This is a genomic window from Bacillus sp. YC2 (genome assembly GCF_019891195.1).
Taxonomy (GTDB): domain Bacteria; phylum Bacillota; class Bacilli; order Bacillales; family Bacillaceae; genus Bacillus.
The window spans coordinates 46,947-60,144 of sequence record NZ_JAHXDO010000014.1; the positions used below are offsets into that span (position 1 = coordinate 46,947).

Genomic DNA, 13,198 nt, shown 5'->3' on the forward strand with positions numbered 1-13,198 from the left:
CTTCTTATTTCTGAGAAAGGGTTGAGAATCATTGATGCTAGGAGCATAACAACTTTATATATTCACCCCTCTCTCAATATATTCTTAGACAATTAAAGAATGATCATTCTTAATTGAGAAACAAAACAATTAGATCTAACGTGTTTCAATCATATCAAATTCGAGAACGATCAGTAAAGAATTTAAACTTATTTATATGTTTTCAATGTTTGATACCTCAATAGAGTATTCCGGATCTGTAATAGTATTCAGCGGCAATCCTATGCTTTCTGAACTTTGCATAAAAGAGCGCCCACCACTTTCCTGCATGGTGAGCGCCATAATAATATTCACTTGATCAAAAACACCTTCCTGACGGACGTATTTCTCAAATACCGCCCTAAATCGTTGAAACAAAAAATACCAAGGGGCTTTAACCCTTGGTATCAATGATGCGGCCGAGAGGACTTGAACCTTCACGGGTTATTCACCCACTAGGCCCTCATTAAAGTGAAAGCTTATTATCTGTTATAAAAGCCTATGTTTACAGCATTTAAACTCTTCATTTACACTCATTTTCGATTTATTTCCATGCACAAAATGGGCACTGTTTGGGGCTTATAAATAATCATTGTAATAATTGTGTAGCTATGCACATGTGACTGGTGCCACGTTCAGCAGATTGCTATAACGTGGAATTTTATAAATAACTAAAGAGTTCGCCCAATCTATTTTGTTTATCTGCACATAAAATATTCTGTGATTCATTACTCCAAACAGGAGGTGACTCTGCGGATACGATGAGTATGGCGGTCGCAGTTGCTTTGCACTAATCGTTGTCTTGTTCATTCTATTAATTATTTATTATTGGTGCAGTGTTCTGAAGAGGATATGATGAATAGATTGTTAACAAGATCTCATTAATTTTCACAAATGATGGATAAGGACTCAGGTTTGCCTTAGTCATTTAATATTTGTTCTACTAATCATTGTAGGTTGTTCAACGCCTGCGGAGCAGATCGCGCAATAACTTATGACCTTGAAAGGAGGAAAATCACATGCCTTTTTTTGGATTCCGTGGAAGGAACCGATTTTTTCGTGCCGGCTTTAGAAGAAGAGAATTTTTCCCTTTTGCATTCGAAAGAAGAAGACGGTTTGGATTCGATGGAAGAAGACGCAGATTTTATTAAGTGAATTATTTTACTAATGTTTCCATAGGGCCTGCGGGCTCTTTTAAGTTTTCTCATTATTGCCTTGGTATTTAAAAAAAGTATTCCCTCCCTTTTAAAAAGTTAGAGCTGGCTGACAAACTAGATGACTTACTATAAGTAACTGGGCAGTGAGTGGGCAGTAACAGATAACTTTTCCATAAAACAAAAAATACCAAGGGTCTATAACCCTTGGTATCATTGATGCGGCCGAGAGGACTTGAACCTCCACGGGTTATTCACCCACTAGGCCCTCAACCTAGCGCGTCTGCCATTCCGCCACGACCGCGTGACTATAAAATTGTTTTTCCACTAAGCATGAAAGCTAGTGATAAACACTTTAAAAATAAAGTGCGGGTGAAGGGACTCGAACCCCCACGTCGTAAGACACTAGATCCTAAGTCTAGCGCGTCTGCCAATTCCGCCACACCCGCGAAAAACAAATGGTGAGCCATGAAGGACTCGAACCTTCGACCCTCTGATTAAAAGTCAGATGCTCTACCAACTGAGCTAATGGCTCGCTCTATAAAAGTGATTGTTACAAATAAAAATGGCTGGGCTAGCTGGATTCGAACCAACGCATGACGGAGTCAAAGTCCGTTGCCTTACCGCTTGGCTATAGCCCAACGAAGGTAAGTGGTGACCCGTACGGGATTCGAACCCGTGTTACCGCCGTGAAAGGGCGGTGTCTTAACCGCTTGACCAACGGGCCGTCTGGTTGAGAACTTATCTGGCGGAGAAGGAGGGATTTGAACCCTCGCGCCGCTTACACGACCTACACCCTTAGCAGGGGCGCCTCTTCAGCCACTTGAGTACTTCTCCATATGGCTCCACAGGCAGGATTCGAACCTGCGACCGATCGGTTAACAGCCGATAGCTCTACCACTGAGCTACTGTGGAATAATCAGACTTTCTTCATTATAAATGATGCGACATATAGTGTCAAGAAGCAACAAATATTTTTTTGAGAAAGTATCATTGTCTCTCAACGACTTTTATAATTTAACATAGGACCACAAAATGAGTCAAGCCTTTTTACAAAATTCTTTTGATTTTTCCTCTGCACTTTCCGCAGGCATATCTTTCCGGATTCATCGCCCGCTTCTTTATATACTGTTGGCCGCAAGCCGTGCATCTATACATATATGTTTTCTTTTGAACTTTTTTTGTTTGAAGCGGCGTGCAGAATCTCGGCGCCCCTACTTTCTGAAGCAGGTCTCTGAAGTCTTTGTCCCTGTGCTTGTACCCCTTCCCTTCAAGATGAAGATGATAATGGCACAGTTCGTGTTTGATAATGCCTTCCAGCTCTGTTTGGCCGTGTTCAAGTAAATATTTCCGGTTCAATTCAATGTTATGGGAAGACAGCAGGTATCTGCCTCCCGTCGTTTTCAGCCGATCATTAAACAATGCCCGGTGACGGAACGGTTTTTCGAAATAAACGGCAGAGATGTCTTCTGTCAGCTTTTGAAGTTGTTCGTTATCCATTGTGCACCTCGCATTAAAAACATTGAACGGGACAATTCACCGTTCGCATACAATGTGTTAATACCGCCCTCTTACTAAAAGCTGAGGAGGAATGAGCCATGCCGAATTGGCTGATGAAACAAATGCAAAAAGCATTTTTAGAAAAGGATAATTATCAAATTAAGCTTTTGAACCAATGCTGGTATTTTTATAGAAAAAAACACTGCTCGTAAGCAGTGCTTTTATTTTACCATAGACAGTGACACTCTGCCTTTTTTCACGTCTGCCCCTTCCACCCATACGGTGACGATGTCTCCGACCGATACGACGTCGAGAGGGTGTTTGACGAATTGATTGCTCAGTTTGGATATGTGCACAAGCCCGTCTTGTTTGACGCCGATATCGACGAATGCGCCAAAGTCTACAACGTTGCGGACGGTGCCTTGCAGTTCCATTCCTTCCTTTAAATCCTCAAGCTGAAGGACGTCTTTTTTCAGTAACGGCTTCGGCACTTCATCACGCGGATCGCGTTCAGGCCTTGTCAGCTGCCCGCAAATATCTGCCAGCGTGATTTCCCCTATTCCGAGCTCTTGCGCCGTTTCAGACAGCGGCAGCTTACTGATCTTCTCTTTTAGATCAGCGCTTCCGATCTGGCTTGTTGTGAGCTTGAGTTTTTTAAGCAGGTCCTTAGTTTCTTTATAGCTTTCCGGGTGAATGCCTGTTCGGTCGAGCGATTCTTTTCCGTCCGGCACCCTCAAAAAGCCGATGCATTGCTCATACGTTTTCGCGCCGAGACGCGGGATGTCTTTCAGCTCTTTGCGATTTGTAAATTTGCCGAGTTCCTCCCGTTTTTTAACGATGTTGCCGGCAACTGTCTTGGATAATCCAGCTACATATTGAAGCAGAGCGGCTGATGCGGTATTGACGTTTACGCCGACTTGGTTAACAACGGTTTCAACGACAAAACGGAGAGATTCGTTTAATTGCTTTTGGCTGACGTCATGCTGATATTGGCCGACGCCGACTGATTTCGGATCAATTTTGACGAGTTCGGCCAGCGGGTCCTGCAATCTCCGCGCGATTGAGACGGCGCTGCGCTCTTCAACCTGAAAATCAGGGAATTCTTCCCGCGCCAGCTCTGACGCAGAATAGACGCTTGCGCCGGCCTCATTGACGATCACATAATAAATGTCCCGCTCCGTTTCCTTTAATAGATCAACCGTAAATTGCTCCGTCTCCCTGGATGCCGTACCGTTTCCGATCGCCACGACCTCGACTTCGTACTTCTCCAAAATGGTTTTCACTTTTTCCCGCGCTTCCGCTGTCTTTTTCACTGGAGCGTGCGGGTAAATAACGTCGATTTTGAGCACCTTTCCCGTTTCGTCGACGACGGCTAACTTGCACCCAGTGCGGAAGGCCGGATCGACGCCGAGCACAACCTTTCCCTTCATCGGCGGCTGCAGCAGGAGCTTGCGCAGGTTTTCAGAGAAAATATGGATCGCCTGCGCGTCTGCTTTCTCTGACAGCTCTTTGCGGATGTCACGCTCAATGGCCGGCTGGATCAGGCGTTTGTACGCATCGTCAATGGCTTCTTTCAGCGTTTCCCTGACCGGTGTATCGCGGTGTTTAATGATGTGCTTTTCCAAATAGGCCTTTATTTGATCGGCGGGCGGTTCGATCCCAATCTTTAAGATGCCTTCTTTTTCACCCCGGTTCATCGCAAGCACTCTGTGAGGCACAACTTTTTGAATCGGCTCTTCATATTCATAATACATTTCGTAGACGTTTTTCTCGTCATCCCCGGCTGATTTTCCTGCCGCAGATGTAAGGATTCCCTTTTTAAAGGTTTCTTGGCGTATCCATTTTCTGAAATAAGGATCGTCCGAGATTTGTTCGGCTATAATGTGCTTCGCGCCTTCGATGGCTTCTTCTCTTGAAGCCACTTCTTTTTCTGCACTTATGTATTGATCAGCCGTTTCGTGAAGACGGTTATCTTTCGGCAGGGAAAGAATATATTCGGCAAGCGGTTCAAGCCCTTTGCTTTTGGCGACGGTCGCTTTTGTTTTCCGCTTTTGTTTGAAGGGGCGGTACAAATCCTCGACTTCCTGGAGCTTGACGGCCTGTTCGATTTTTTGCTTCAAATCGTCTGTCAGCTTGTCCTGCTCGGCGATTAACCTGATCACTTCCTCTTTCCGCTGGCTCAGGTTTTGAATGTATTGCCAGCGCTCAGAGATCGTCTGAATCTGCACCTCGTCCATTGAACCTGTCTGTTCTTTTCGGTACCGTGCGATAAACGGGACGGTGTTGCCGTCTTCAAGCAGGCGGATTACACTTTCGACGTTTTTTTGTGATAAAGCTGTTTCTGCAGCAATTTGTTTTTTCAAAAGGGCTAACGTTTCCATATCACCAAAGCCTCCATCTCTTCATTCTTCCTCTAGTGTATCAAAAAACGGCTGAACATAAAAAAAGCAGCCTTACGATAAAAGCTGCCCGAGAATATAGGTTAAATCATCTTTTCTTGACGTTGTGTACATGTGAAGCGAATTTGATATGTCATCTATTGATTGCCCTTGTTTTAAATAGGAGCGGATGTTCGGAACATCTAACCCATCAGTGTGGATGATGAATTTCGCTCCTTTTTCGTATGATGACGTATGAGTTTTGTATCTCTGCGGTTTGCCTGACAGGTAACCTGAGATCGGCAGAGGATGAAAGCTGTCGCCAGATGGGGATTGCAGAAAGAAACGGACGTTCCCGATTGAACAGTACGTCAGCTGCCTTTTGATGAAATTGATTTTTAAGATGGAGGCAGTCGCTCCTCTTTTGTTTCTCATCGCTTGGTTGCATCGTTCGATGATGCTTTCCACGTCCTCGTCTGCATAGGATTCAACGATGTCTTTAATGGCTGATGAGGACTCATTGGCAAGTGATCCGCTCCCGAGACCGTCCGCTACCGCACATACTAGTTCCTCTTCATTCGCCTTCATGAAAAAGCTGTCGCCGCAAACGGACTTGCCTTCTTTATTTAGTTGGTATACAAGGGTTTGAACATGTTCGTTTTCTTCAACCTGAATCATTACATTAGCTCCATGGAGGGATCTCCAATCAAGGCCTCTCTCAGTTTTTTCACCGCTTTTCTCTGCAAGCGCGAGACGTGCATTTGAGATATTCCGAGAATGTCCCCTGTTTCTTTTTGGCTTTTATTTTGCACAAATGTTAAATCAATAATTTGTTTTTCACGGTCAGACAGCACATGAAGCACGCTTTGGATCATCATTTGCTGGTTGACGCGTTCGTATCCTTCTTCTTGGGAACCGACAATGTCGAGAATGGTGACGGTGCTTCCGTCCGCGTCCGCCTCGATGCTGTGATCGACAGACAGGGCCTGATAGCTTTTGCCCATCTCCATCGTTTCCAGCACTTCCTCTTCAGAAACGTCGAGGTAAGCCGCGATTTCTTCGACTTTCGGTGATCGCTGCGTATCTGTCGTCAGCTGATCCACCGCCATTTTAATTCGCGGGCCGAGCTCCTTGATCCGTCTGGGGACGTGGACGCTCCACGTTTTGTCCCTGAGGAAGCGTTTAATTTCCCCGATTATGGTCGGGATCGCAAAGGCTTCGAATGCTTTTCCGACTTCAGGATCATATCTTTTAATGGCGCCGAGCAGCCCGATCATCCCGACTTGGCGAAGGTCTTCGTGAAAGCTTTTGCCTTTTGAATATTTCTTCGCCAGCATTTCGACAAGATTGGTATACACTTCGACGAGTGTTTCCTGGGCTTCTTTATTATCATTTATTTGAAATTCGCGTATGAGCCGATCAACTTCATCTTTAGTTAGTTTCGTAGTTTTTGATGGTTGTGCCATGATCAACTCGCTCCCCATGTAAATACTTTGTCATCGCCACGGTGACGCCAGAGTTGCTTTGAACTTTGACTTCGTCCATGAGCGTTTCCATTAAATATAGACCGAGCCCTCCTTCTGATAATTGATCAACTGTGTGCGAAGGTGTGTACGGCCCTAGATCCTGCTGCTTTTGATCAAAGTCAAAGCTGTCTCCTTCATCCGCCACAATAACCTCTAAACGGTCTTCAAACACACCGAATCGTACGGATACTTCACCCTTGCTGTCATCTTTGTAAGCATGCTGAACAGCGTTTGTACAGGCTTCACTGACAGCAATTTTCAAATCTTCAATTTCATCGTAGGTATAGCCCATTCTGCTTGCGACACCTGAAAGTGTAAGCCGGACGATTCCTACATATTCCGGTTCGGCCGGAATCTTCATTTCTATATAATCAACTGATGTCTTCATTGCACGCCACCTTCTGACTTTGCCGAAATATCAATGATGTCCTTAAGCCCAGTGATCTCAAACAGCCGAACGAGACGGTCAGAAAGATTTTCAAGCTTCATAGAGCCGCCTTCCTTACTGACCGTTTTGAACACACCGACAAATACGCCTAAACCCGTACTGTCCATATAGTTTACATCTTTTAAGCAGATTCTCATGTCTTTTCCCTCGCTTGCCAGCGGCATCAGCTTTTCACGAACGACCGGAGCTGAGTATACATCAATTTCTCCAGCGATATTGACCTGTATATCTGAAAGATTCTGCTTCATATCTACTTTTAAATTCATCGTATCACCTCTGAAAGTTATCCTTCACTAATGCTAATGGTTAATTACCCGAGATGCTGTTTCTTTAAACCTTTCTTTTTAAAACAATTAACGTAAAATCATCATGCAGCTGAAAATCCTGAAGCTGCAGCAGGCTGTTGTAAATATTTTTTACCATGTCCTGCGCGGAGCATTCCATGTGTGCTTCCAGCATGTTCTGAATATCTCGGCGTTCTAGGAAACCGTTTTCTGTCCGGCATTCGGTGACGCCGTCAGAAAAGAGAACAATCATGTCTCCTTTTTCCATATGCTGTTCATATTGGTCGTAATCAAAATCCTGAGATATCCCCAGGACTAAACCCTTCGCCTCTAAATCATAAAACTTGTTTTCTTTTTCAGAGTAGTAGAAGCCCGGCTCATGCCCGGCTGAAGCATATGTAAATTGGTGGCTTTTCGTGTTGTAGTTTGCATAAAACATGGTGATAAACATGCTTGCGTCCACATTTTGTTCTACAACGCGGTTAAGATTTTTCAGCACTTGGGAGGGGTGAATGCCGGTCTCAGGCAAAGAGTCCATGGCATACTTAATCATCGACATGCACAAAGCGGCGGGGATTCCTTTCCCAATCACATCGGCTATCGCAATGTTAATAGATTCCTTGTCTTTGACGAAGTGATAATAATCACCGCTCATTTGTTTAGCGGGAACGCTGATTGCGCCGATATCCAGCTCGTCTTCATCGGGAATTTTTGTACCGAGCAGCGTTTGCTGGACATTTGCGGCGATTTCAATCTCTGAGCGCAGCTCCTGCTGGATATCTCTCAGGCTTTGATGTTCCTGATAGGCCATCCCGTAGCCAATCATGACTTCTATTAAAAAATCCAGCGAATGAAAAACATCCTCCGGCAAATCCGGGTACAGCTCCTTCACTACTTTTCGGTGGATGCTTATAATTTCCTCCGGAGGAACTTGATGTTCAATCGTTTTTCGGCTGAATTTTTGAGCTTGATATAAAGATGTTTCTGTTAATTCGGCTATATAACGGCTAAGCAGCTGGTGGTACCGCTGCTCAATAACCTCCCTGAAATCCACGTTTTTACCTCCTACCGAAGCCATTTTACGGCTTGAATCTCTGTTCCTTCCTCTGCAACAGATTGCAGGCTGAATTCATCCATCAGTCTTTTTACACCCGGAAGTCCCGCTCCCAGTCCGCCTGATGTTGAAAAGCCGTCTTCCATCACTTTACGGATATCGGGGATTCCGGGTCCTTTGTCTTCCGCTATGATTTTAAGGCCTTTTTTTCCTCTGTCGTTTACTTGTTCGATGCTCACCTGGCCCTTGCCGGCATATAAATAAATATTCCTGGCCAATTCTGAGATAGCCGTCGTGATTCTGGCCTGATCTACCGTCCCGAAGCCTAACTCCTTTGCAACGTTGCGGCCAAGCTGTCTGGCGGCTACGATATCCCATTCTGTCATGATTTTTACACAGGATTGGTCGTTCATCGCTATTCCCCCAATTCCCGCTTCAATGTATCAAGCCCTTGCTCCAAGTCGAGCGCTGTTTCGATTTCTTCAAGTGAGATTCCCAGTTCAATCAGCGTTACCGCTACAGCAGGCTGAATCCCCGTTAATACGACTTTGGCACCCATCAGTTTTGACATGGTAATGACGTCTCCGAGAACTTTTGCGATAAATGAGTCAATCATGTCAACGGATGTAAGATCAATGACGACCCCGTTTGCGCCGGTTTCATAAATTTTGTTCAGCAGGTCTTCTTGAAAATGCAAAGCAGTTTGATCGTCGAGTTCCCATTGAATGGATACTAATAAGCAGTTATACAGTTTCAGGATCGGGATTTTTGGATGTCTCACAATGTTATTCCCCCAATGAAACGATTTTTCGATTTGTCATCTCCAGCGCTGTTTGAATTCCTTTTTGAAGGGTATTCTTCGTAATAACCTGAGACAAATCAATTCCCAGATTAACGATGGTTTGCGCGATTTCCGGGCGGATTCCGACTAGCAGGCATTTCGCTCCGACAAGCCTTACCGCTTCTGATGCCTGAATGATGTGATGTGCGACCATGGTATCAACGACCGGCACGCCCGTAATATCAATCAATACGACCTGCGCGCGATGTTTGACGACGCCGTTCAAAAGGTTTTCCATAATCTGCTTCGCACGCTCCGTATCAATCGTTCCGACAAGCGGCATAACGGTCACGTTCTCAAACACGGGGATGAGCGGCGCCGACAGCTCCTGAAGCGCGATTTTTTGAAGGGATACCGTCTTTTCCCAAGAGATGGAATACTGATTGAAAATTTCAGTGTTAATCGGATTGAAAATGCTGTCAATCTGCAAAATTAACGCCGCTCTGTCCTGGTCGGCCGTATCATGGTCAACCATTGTTTCGTAAAGCAGCTTCCAAAACTCTGACAGGGTGGCGGACAGAAGTTTCAGCGACAGGCCGAGCTGCACCGCGCGCAGAGCAAGCTGGCTGATCTGTTCTTCCGCGGCTTCGTCATTCTTCGATGACAATAAAAGAATGTCTATATAATCCTTGCAGATATTTTCATATATTTGATTGTTAAGCTGATAATCTTCCTGATTGCCTACTTCTTTTAATTTGCTTGTCCAAGTGTGAAGCAGTTCATCATGCTGGTCGATAATAAACTGGTAAATAGCTTGATTCGACATGGGTTTTAATGACCTCCCGACACAAAACAACAATTTTGTTTGATTATCTATTCATTATAGCGCTAATGTTTTTCGAAAACAAAAAAAGTTGCTCTATATGAGCAACCGGGAAGATATTACTAAAAATCAATGAGTGCCAAACTGATTTGCAGGGCTTCATCAACTTTATCCATCATTTCATCATCCAGATGAGTTATTTTATCCGTTAACCTTTGCTTGTCAATCGTCCGAATTTGCTCCAGCAAAATAACGGAATCTCTTTCAAAACCGTAGCGTTTTGCATCAATTTCGACGTGGGTTGGTAATTTCGCTTTCTGTATTTGTGCTGTTATGGCTGCAACAATAGCAGTCGGGCTAAAGCGATTTCCGATATCATTTTGGATCACTAAAACCGGGCGTACGCCGCCTTGTTCTGAGCCAACAACAGGAGATAAATCAGCAAAATAAACATCGCCGCGCTTAACAATCAAAATGATTAGCCTCCGCTGACTAAGCGCTCAACGGTCGTTTCTGCTTCGCACTCAGCATAGTGAGCCTCAGAAGAAATATTCAAGTTGATTTTCGCCATTTCCATATACCCGCGTCTCATCAAATCACGGTTATGGCGTGTTGTCCGTTCGCTGACATACGCTCTCACTGCTTGTGATATCAGTTCGTTTCTGCTTCGTTTCTCCCGCATCGCTACACCATCCAATTCAGCTACTAAGTTTTCAGGCAAGCTGATTTTCATTTCGGTTCTTGCGCTGGATTCAGACAAAAAACATACACCTCCACCAAACTTACGGATACGACCATTCATCCATCCAGACATAATGATACCACTATTCAAACGCCAAGCAAAGCGGTTTTATAAATTCTCTTTTTCTGGATAATGGCTATTTGCTTGTATTTTCTTGCAGCAAAGGATTTCTTACTTCCATTATACTCCCATTTCCCAAAAACATACGGGGAACGCGGGAACTAATCGTACAAGGAATTTCGTAGTTAATTGTTTCAAGGCGTCCGGCGATCTCGTCCATCGTAATCGTTTCTTCCTTTTGACTGCCGATCAAGGTCACTTTTGTCCCCGGCGGATAGCATTGGTCTAATTCTACCATAAATTGGTCCATACAGATTCTTCCGGCGATATTCATCCGTTTGCCGTTGATGAGGACAGCTGTACCCGAAAGCTTGCGAAGCCAGCCGTCTGCGTAACCGACGGGAACGGTTCCGATCCATTGGTCTTTATGGGCCGTGTACGTGGCGCCGTAGCTGACGCTTTCCCCTTTATGAATTTTTTTCACATGAGACAAGGTGGAATGCAATGTAAATGCCGGCTTCAGTTGAAACGGAATTTCGTTTGTGATCTCCGCTGACGGACGAAGCCCATACATGCTGATACCGAAGCGGACCGCATTAAAAAAGCCTTTTTTCAGGCGGAGACCCGCGGCGCTGTTTGCACAGTGCACCATCAGTTCCTTTAAAGGAAGGGGGGCAATCAGTTTTTTGAAACGGTCAAACTGCATGAGAAAATAGCTTCTGTCCTTTTCATCCGCGGTGGCAAAATGGGTAAAAACGCCTTTACATACTAAACCGGGATTTTGGCTGAGGATTTTTAAAACGATTTGCACCTCTTCTTCTGTTTTTACGCCGAGCCTGTTCATTCCCGTATCAACTTTCAGGTGAAAAGGGACTGTTTCACTGCCGAGGTGGCGGGCCGCTTCCTGAAGCCATTCAACGGAGTAGCCCGTCAAGGTCACGTCATATTCGGCAGCAGCCTGTACATACTCAGGCGGTACAGCGCCAAGCACGAGGATCGGTGCTGTGATGCCGCGTTTTCTCAATGAAATCGCCTCATCTAAAATGGCAACGGCAAGGCATGAAGCGCCGGCTTCAAGAGCGGCTTTCCCGACTTCTGCATCTCCGTGGCCGTATGCATTTGCCTTTACAACCGCCATAAGATGGACGTTTTCGCCGATGTGTTTTTTCATATGGCTGACATTTTCTTTAATCGCAGACAGATCGATTTCCGCCCACGTATCTCTGTAAAAGGATGCTGTGTTCACTCGATACACTTCCTAGCTTTTTTTCATTGAATTTCGTTATTATCATACTAAAATTACCGGGCAAAGTGAAATGTAATCAAAAAAGAGACCGACAGCATTCGGCCTCTTTTTTGATTATTTTGATGACTGCCCCTGCATACTTTTGGCGGCAGCCACCATTTCATCTTTGGTAAGGTCTTGCGATGACAAGAGATAGTCGACACCGTCATACGTCCATGTTAAGGATGTATCCGATAATGCGGCAACCGTGAAGCCGAGATTAACCGGTTCGCCGTTCAGCGTCACGGCAGAGGCTGCTTTTGCGACCTGGGCTTTTTCCTGAATGAGCGTAAACGATTTTTCGCCTCCGTATGTCATCACGACACGTTTGCCGTCCGCTGTCGAAATATCTTTTTCTTCAAGCTTTTTGACGCCCGCCGGCACTTGAAGCGGCGTTTTTACCGCAAATGAATCAGACGGCTTGGCGCTTGTGGCGACGTCCATTTGAGAAAGCGTCATGTTTTTCTTTTCATCAAATGATTCTTTTTCAAACGGTTTGTTAAATTCAAAGCTTTTGAATTCGACTTTCACCATGACTTTACGGTCTGTGTCCATCACCTTCACCAGCGACGGACTCATATCTTTTTTGTTGAATGTGATAACTTGTGTCGGCAGCATTTTGTTATGCTGATAGTTTGTTTTTGTTTCGAATGAATACTTTTTATCTTTGGCGGAATAAACGGCGTCTTTGTCATTGATCACGTCTTTCACAAGTGATTCAAACAAATATACTTGGCTGCTGTTGTTCGGCCAGTCGCTTTGAAATCTGAAGCTCTTATTTAAGGACGGCGTGAGAACAAATACTCCGTTGGCATTCCGTAAGATGACTTGGTTTTGGTCTTTTTTCGGATTTTCTAAATAGACCCGGTATAGGGAAGGTTTTTTATGCCAGATTTCCACATTGTATACTTGCGGATCACTTCCCGTTTGAATGGTCATTTTGGCTTTTGCTTTGTATGAAGTGTATTCTTTCGCCTTCTTATCTAAACCGTTCACGATATCTTCCTGTGATTTTTGGCCGCAGGCCGAAAGAATAAGGACGGCAAGCAGTCCCGTTAAAAGCAAAACAAAGCTTTTTCTCACCTTTTTCAACCCCTTCTTCTCAATTGATGTAAAGGGAAGAAATCGCTTGTTTGACTTTAACG

At 44.7% G+C, this 13,198-nt stretch carries 15 protein-coding genes, 7 tRNA genes and 2 pseudogenes; 2 read left to right on the forward strand and 22 right to left on the reverse strand.

Annotation, left to right across the window (positions count from 1 at the left end; all coding sequences use genetic code 11):
* Positions 1-213: 213 nt before the first annotated feature.
* A pseudogene (locus KY305_RS17510) lies at positions 214-390 on the reverse strand (lysozyme family protein); the annotation flags it as partial.
* A 394-nt stretch (positions 391-784) separates the two neighbouring features.
* On the opposite strand from KY305_RS17510, the pseudogene KY305_RS20420 reads away from it, so the two are divergent.
* Positions 785-874: pseudogene (locus KY305_RS20420) on the forward strand (YjcZ family sporulation protein); the annotation flags it as partial.
* Positions 875-1,392: 518 nt separating this feature from the next.
* On the opposite strand, the gene KY305_RS17520 reads toward KY305_RS20420, so the two are convergent.
* The 8 genes from KY305_RS17520 to KY305_RS17555 all read right to left on the reverse strand — a co-directional run bounded on the left by KY305_RS17520 (position 1,393) and on the right by KY305_RS17555 (position 2,672).
* Positions 1,393-1,476: transfer RNA gene (locus tag KY305_RS17520), tRNA-Leu, on the reverse strand.
* A gap of 63 nt (positions 1,477-1,539) precedes the next feature.
* Positions 1,540-1,621, reverse strand: a tRNA-Leu gene (locus tag KY305_RS17525).
* Between the two features lie 10 nt (positions 1,622-1,631).
* Positions 1,632-1,707, reverse strand: a tRNA-Lys gene (locus tag KY305_RS17530).
* Positions 1,708-1,738: 31 nt separating this feature from the next.
* Positions 1,739-1,813: transfer RNA gene (locus tag KY305_RS17535), tRNA-Gln, on the reverse strand.
* A gap of 11 nt (positions 1,814-1,824) precedes the next feature.
* Positions 1,825-1,899 (reverse strand) — tRNA-Glu (locus KY305_RS17540).
* 19 nt (positions 1,900-1,918) lie between these two features.
* Positions 1,919-2,009: transfer RNA gene (locus KY305_RS17545), tRNA-Ser, on the reverse strand.
* 3 nt (positions 2,010-2,012) lie between these two features.
* A tRNA-Asn gene (locus KY305_RS17550) sits at positions 2,013-2,087 on the reverse strand.
* Between the two features lie 135 nt (positions 2,088-2,222).
* Complete coding sequence (locus KY305_RS17555) at positions 2,223-2,672, reverse strand: SprT family protein (RefSeq protein ID WP_223063627.1); 450 nt, start codon at positions 2,670-2,672, stop codon at positions 2,223-2,225.
* A 98-nt stretch (positions 2,673-2,770) separates the two neighbouring features.
* On the opposite strand from KY305_RS17555, the gene cmpA reads away from it, so the two are divergent.
* Complete coding sequence (cmpA, locus tag KY305_RS17560) at positions 2,771-2,884, forward strand: cortex morphogenetic protein CmpA (RefSeq protein WP_003156164.1); 114 nt, start codon at positions 2,771-2,773, stop codon at positions 2,882-2,884.
* Between the two features lie 9 nt (positions 2,885-2,893).
* On the opposite strand, the gene KY305_RS17565 is transcribed toward cmpA, so the two are convergent.
* From KY305_RS17565 to KY305_RS17625, 13 genes are all read right to left on the reverse strand, one after another.
* Complete coding sequence (locus tag KY305_RS17565; protein WP_223063628.1) at positions 2,894-5,053, reverse strand: Tex family protein; 2,160 nt, start codon at positions 5,051-5,053, stop codon at positions 2,894-2,896.
* Between the two features lie 72 nt (positions 5,054-5,125).
* The gene (rsbX, locus tag KY305_RS17570; protein ID WP_214801541.1) at positions 5,126-5,728 is read right to left on the reverse strand and encodes a phosphoserine phosphatase RsbX; all 603 of its coding nucleotides are present in this window, start codon (positions 5,726-5,728) and stop codon (positions 5,126-5,128) included.
* A complete protein-coding gene (sigB, locus tag KY305_RS17575; protein ID WP_223063629.1) occupies positions 5,728-6,516 on the reverse strand; it encodes an RNA polymerase sigma factor SigB in 789 nt (262 codons plus the stop codon). Before sigB ends, rsbX begins: the two co-directional genes overlap by 1 nt.
* A complete protein-coding gene (gene rsbW / locus KY305_RS17580; protein WP_223063630.1) occupies positions 6,482-6,964 on the reverse strand; it encodes an anti-sigma B factor RsbW in 483 nt (160 codons plus the stop codon). The genes sigB and rsbW overlap by 35 nt, the downstream gene beginning before the upstream one ends.
* Positions 6,961-7,290 carry an anti-sigma factor antagonist gene (gene rsbV, locus KY305_RS17585; protein WP_214801552.1) on the reverse strand — a complete coding sequence of 110 codons (330 nt, stop codon included), beginning with the start codon at positions 7,288-7,290 and terminating at the stop codon, positions 6,961-6,963. The genes rsbW and rsbV overlap by 4 nt, the downstream gene beginning before the upstream one ends.
* A gap of 64 nt (positions 7,291-7,354) precedes the next feature.
* On the reverse strand, positions 7,355-8,362 hold the full coding sequence (locus tag KY305_RS17590) for a PP2C family protein-serine/threonine phosphatase (protein WP_223063631.1): 1,008 nt from the start codon (positions 8,360-8,362) through the stop codon (positions 7,355-7,357).
* 11 nt (positions 8,363-8,373) lie between these two features.
* Complete coding sequence (locus tag KY305_RS17595) at positions 8,374-8,775, reverse strand: anti-sigma regulatory factor (protein ID WP_003156178.1); 402 nt, start codon at positions 8,773-8,775, stop codon at positions 8,374-8,376.
* A gap of 2 nt (positions 8,776-8,777) precedes the next feature.
* On the reverse strand, positions 8,778-9,143 hold the full coding sequence (gene rsbS, locus KY305_RS17600; RefSeq protein WP_223063632.1) for an RsbT antagonist protein RsbS: 366 nt from the start codon (positions 9,141-9,143) through the stop codon (positions 8,778-8,780).
* Positions 9,144-9,147: 4 nt separating this feature from the next.
* Entirely contained in the window at positions 9,148-9,969 is an 822-nt protein-coding gene (locus tag KY305_RS17605; protein ID WP_223063633.1) for an STAS domain-containing protein, read from the reverse strand.
* Between the two features lie 119 nt (positions 9,970-10,088).
* On the reverse strand, positions 10,089-10,439 hold the full coding sequence (gene ndoA, locus KY305_RS17610) for a type II toxin-antitoxin system endoribonuclease NdoA (protein WP_003156187.1): 351 nt from the start codon (positions 10,437-10,439) through the stop codon (positions 10,089-10,091).
* Between the two features lie 5 nt (positions 10,440-10,444).
* The gene (gene endB / locus KY305_RS17615; protein ID WP_003156188.1) at positions 10,445-10,726 is read right to left on the reverse strand and encodes a type II toxin-antitoxin system antitoxin EndoAI; all 282 of its coding nucleotides are present in this window, start codon (positions 10,724-10,726) and stop codon (positions 10,445-10,447) included.
* A 118-nt stretch (positions 10,727-10,844) separates the two neighbouring features.
* Positions 10,845-12,014, reverse strand: a complete 1,170-nt coding sequence (gene alr / locus KY305_RS17620; RefSeq protein ID WP_223063634.1) for an alanine racemase — start codon at positions 12,012-12,014, stop codon at positions 10,845-10,847.
* Between the two features lie 114 nt (positions 12,015-12,128).
* Positions 12,129-13,145: a LolA family protein gene (locus tag KY305_RS17625; protein WP_223063635.1), complete on the reverse strand. Its 1,017-nt coding sequence runs from the start codon at positions 13,143-13,145 to the stop codon at positions 12,129-12,131.
* Positions 13,146-13,198: the final 53 nt, after the last annotated feature.

Excerpts from the sequence above, each read along its gene's own strand:
- cmpA (WP_003156164.1), top strand. The coding sequence starts at position 2,771 with ATGCCGAATTGGCTGATGAAACAAATGCAAAAAGCATTTTTAGAAAAG.
- rsbW (WP_223063630.1), bottom strand. The coding sequence starts at position 6,964 with ATGAAGACATCAGTTGATTATATAGAAATGAAGATTCCGGCCGAACCG.
- sigB (WP_223063629.1), bottom strand. The coding sequence starts at position 6,516 with ATGGCACAACCATCAAAAACTACGAAACTAACTAAAGATGAAGTTGAT.
- rsbV (WP_214801552.1), bottom strand. The coding sequence starts at position 7,290 with ATGAATTTAAAAGTAGATATGAAGCAGAATCTTTCAGATATACAGGTC.
- KY305_RS17555 (WP_223063627.1), bottom strand. The coding sequence starts at position 2,672 with ATGGATAACGAACAACTTCAAAAGCTGACAGAAGACATCTCTGCCGTT.
- KY305_RS17595 (WP_003156178.1), bottom strand. The coding sequence starts at position 8,775 with ATGAACGACCAATCCTGTGTAAAAATCATGACAGAATGGGATATCGTA.
- rsbX (WP_214801541.1), bottom strand. The coding sequence starts at position 5,728 with ATGATTCAGGTTGAAGAAAACGAACATGTTCAAACCCTTGTATACCAA.
- KY305_RS17605 (WP_223063633.1), bottom strand. The coding sequence starts at position 9,969 with ATGTCGAATCAAGCTATTTACCAGTTTATTATCGACCAGCATGATGAA.
- KY305_RS17565 (WP_223063628.1), bottom strand. The coding sequence starts at position 5,053 with ATGGAAACGTTAGCCCTTTTGAAAAAACAAATTGCTGCAGAAACAGCT.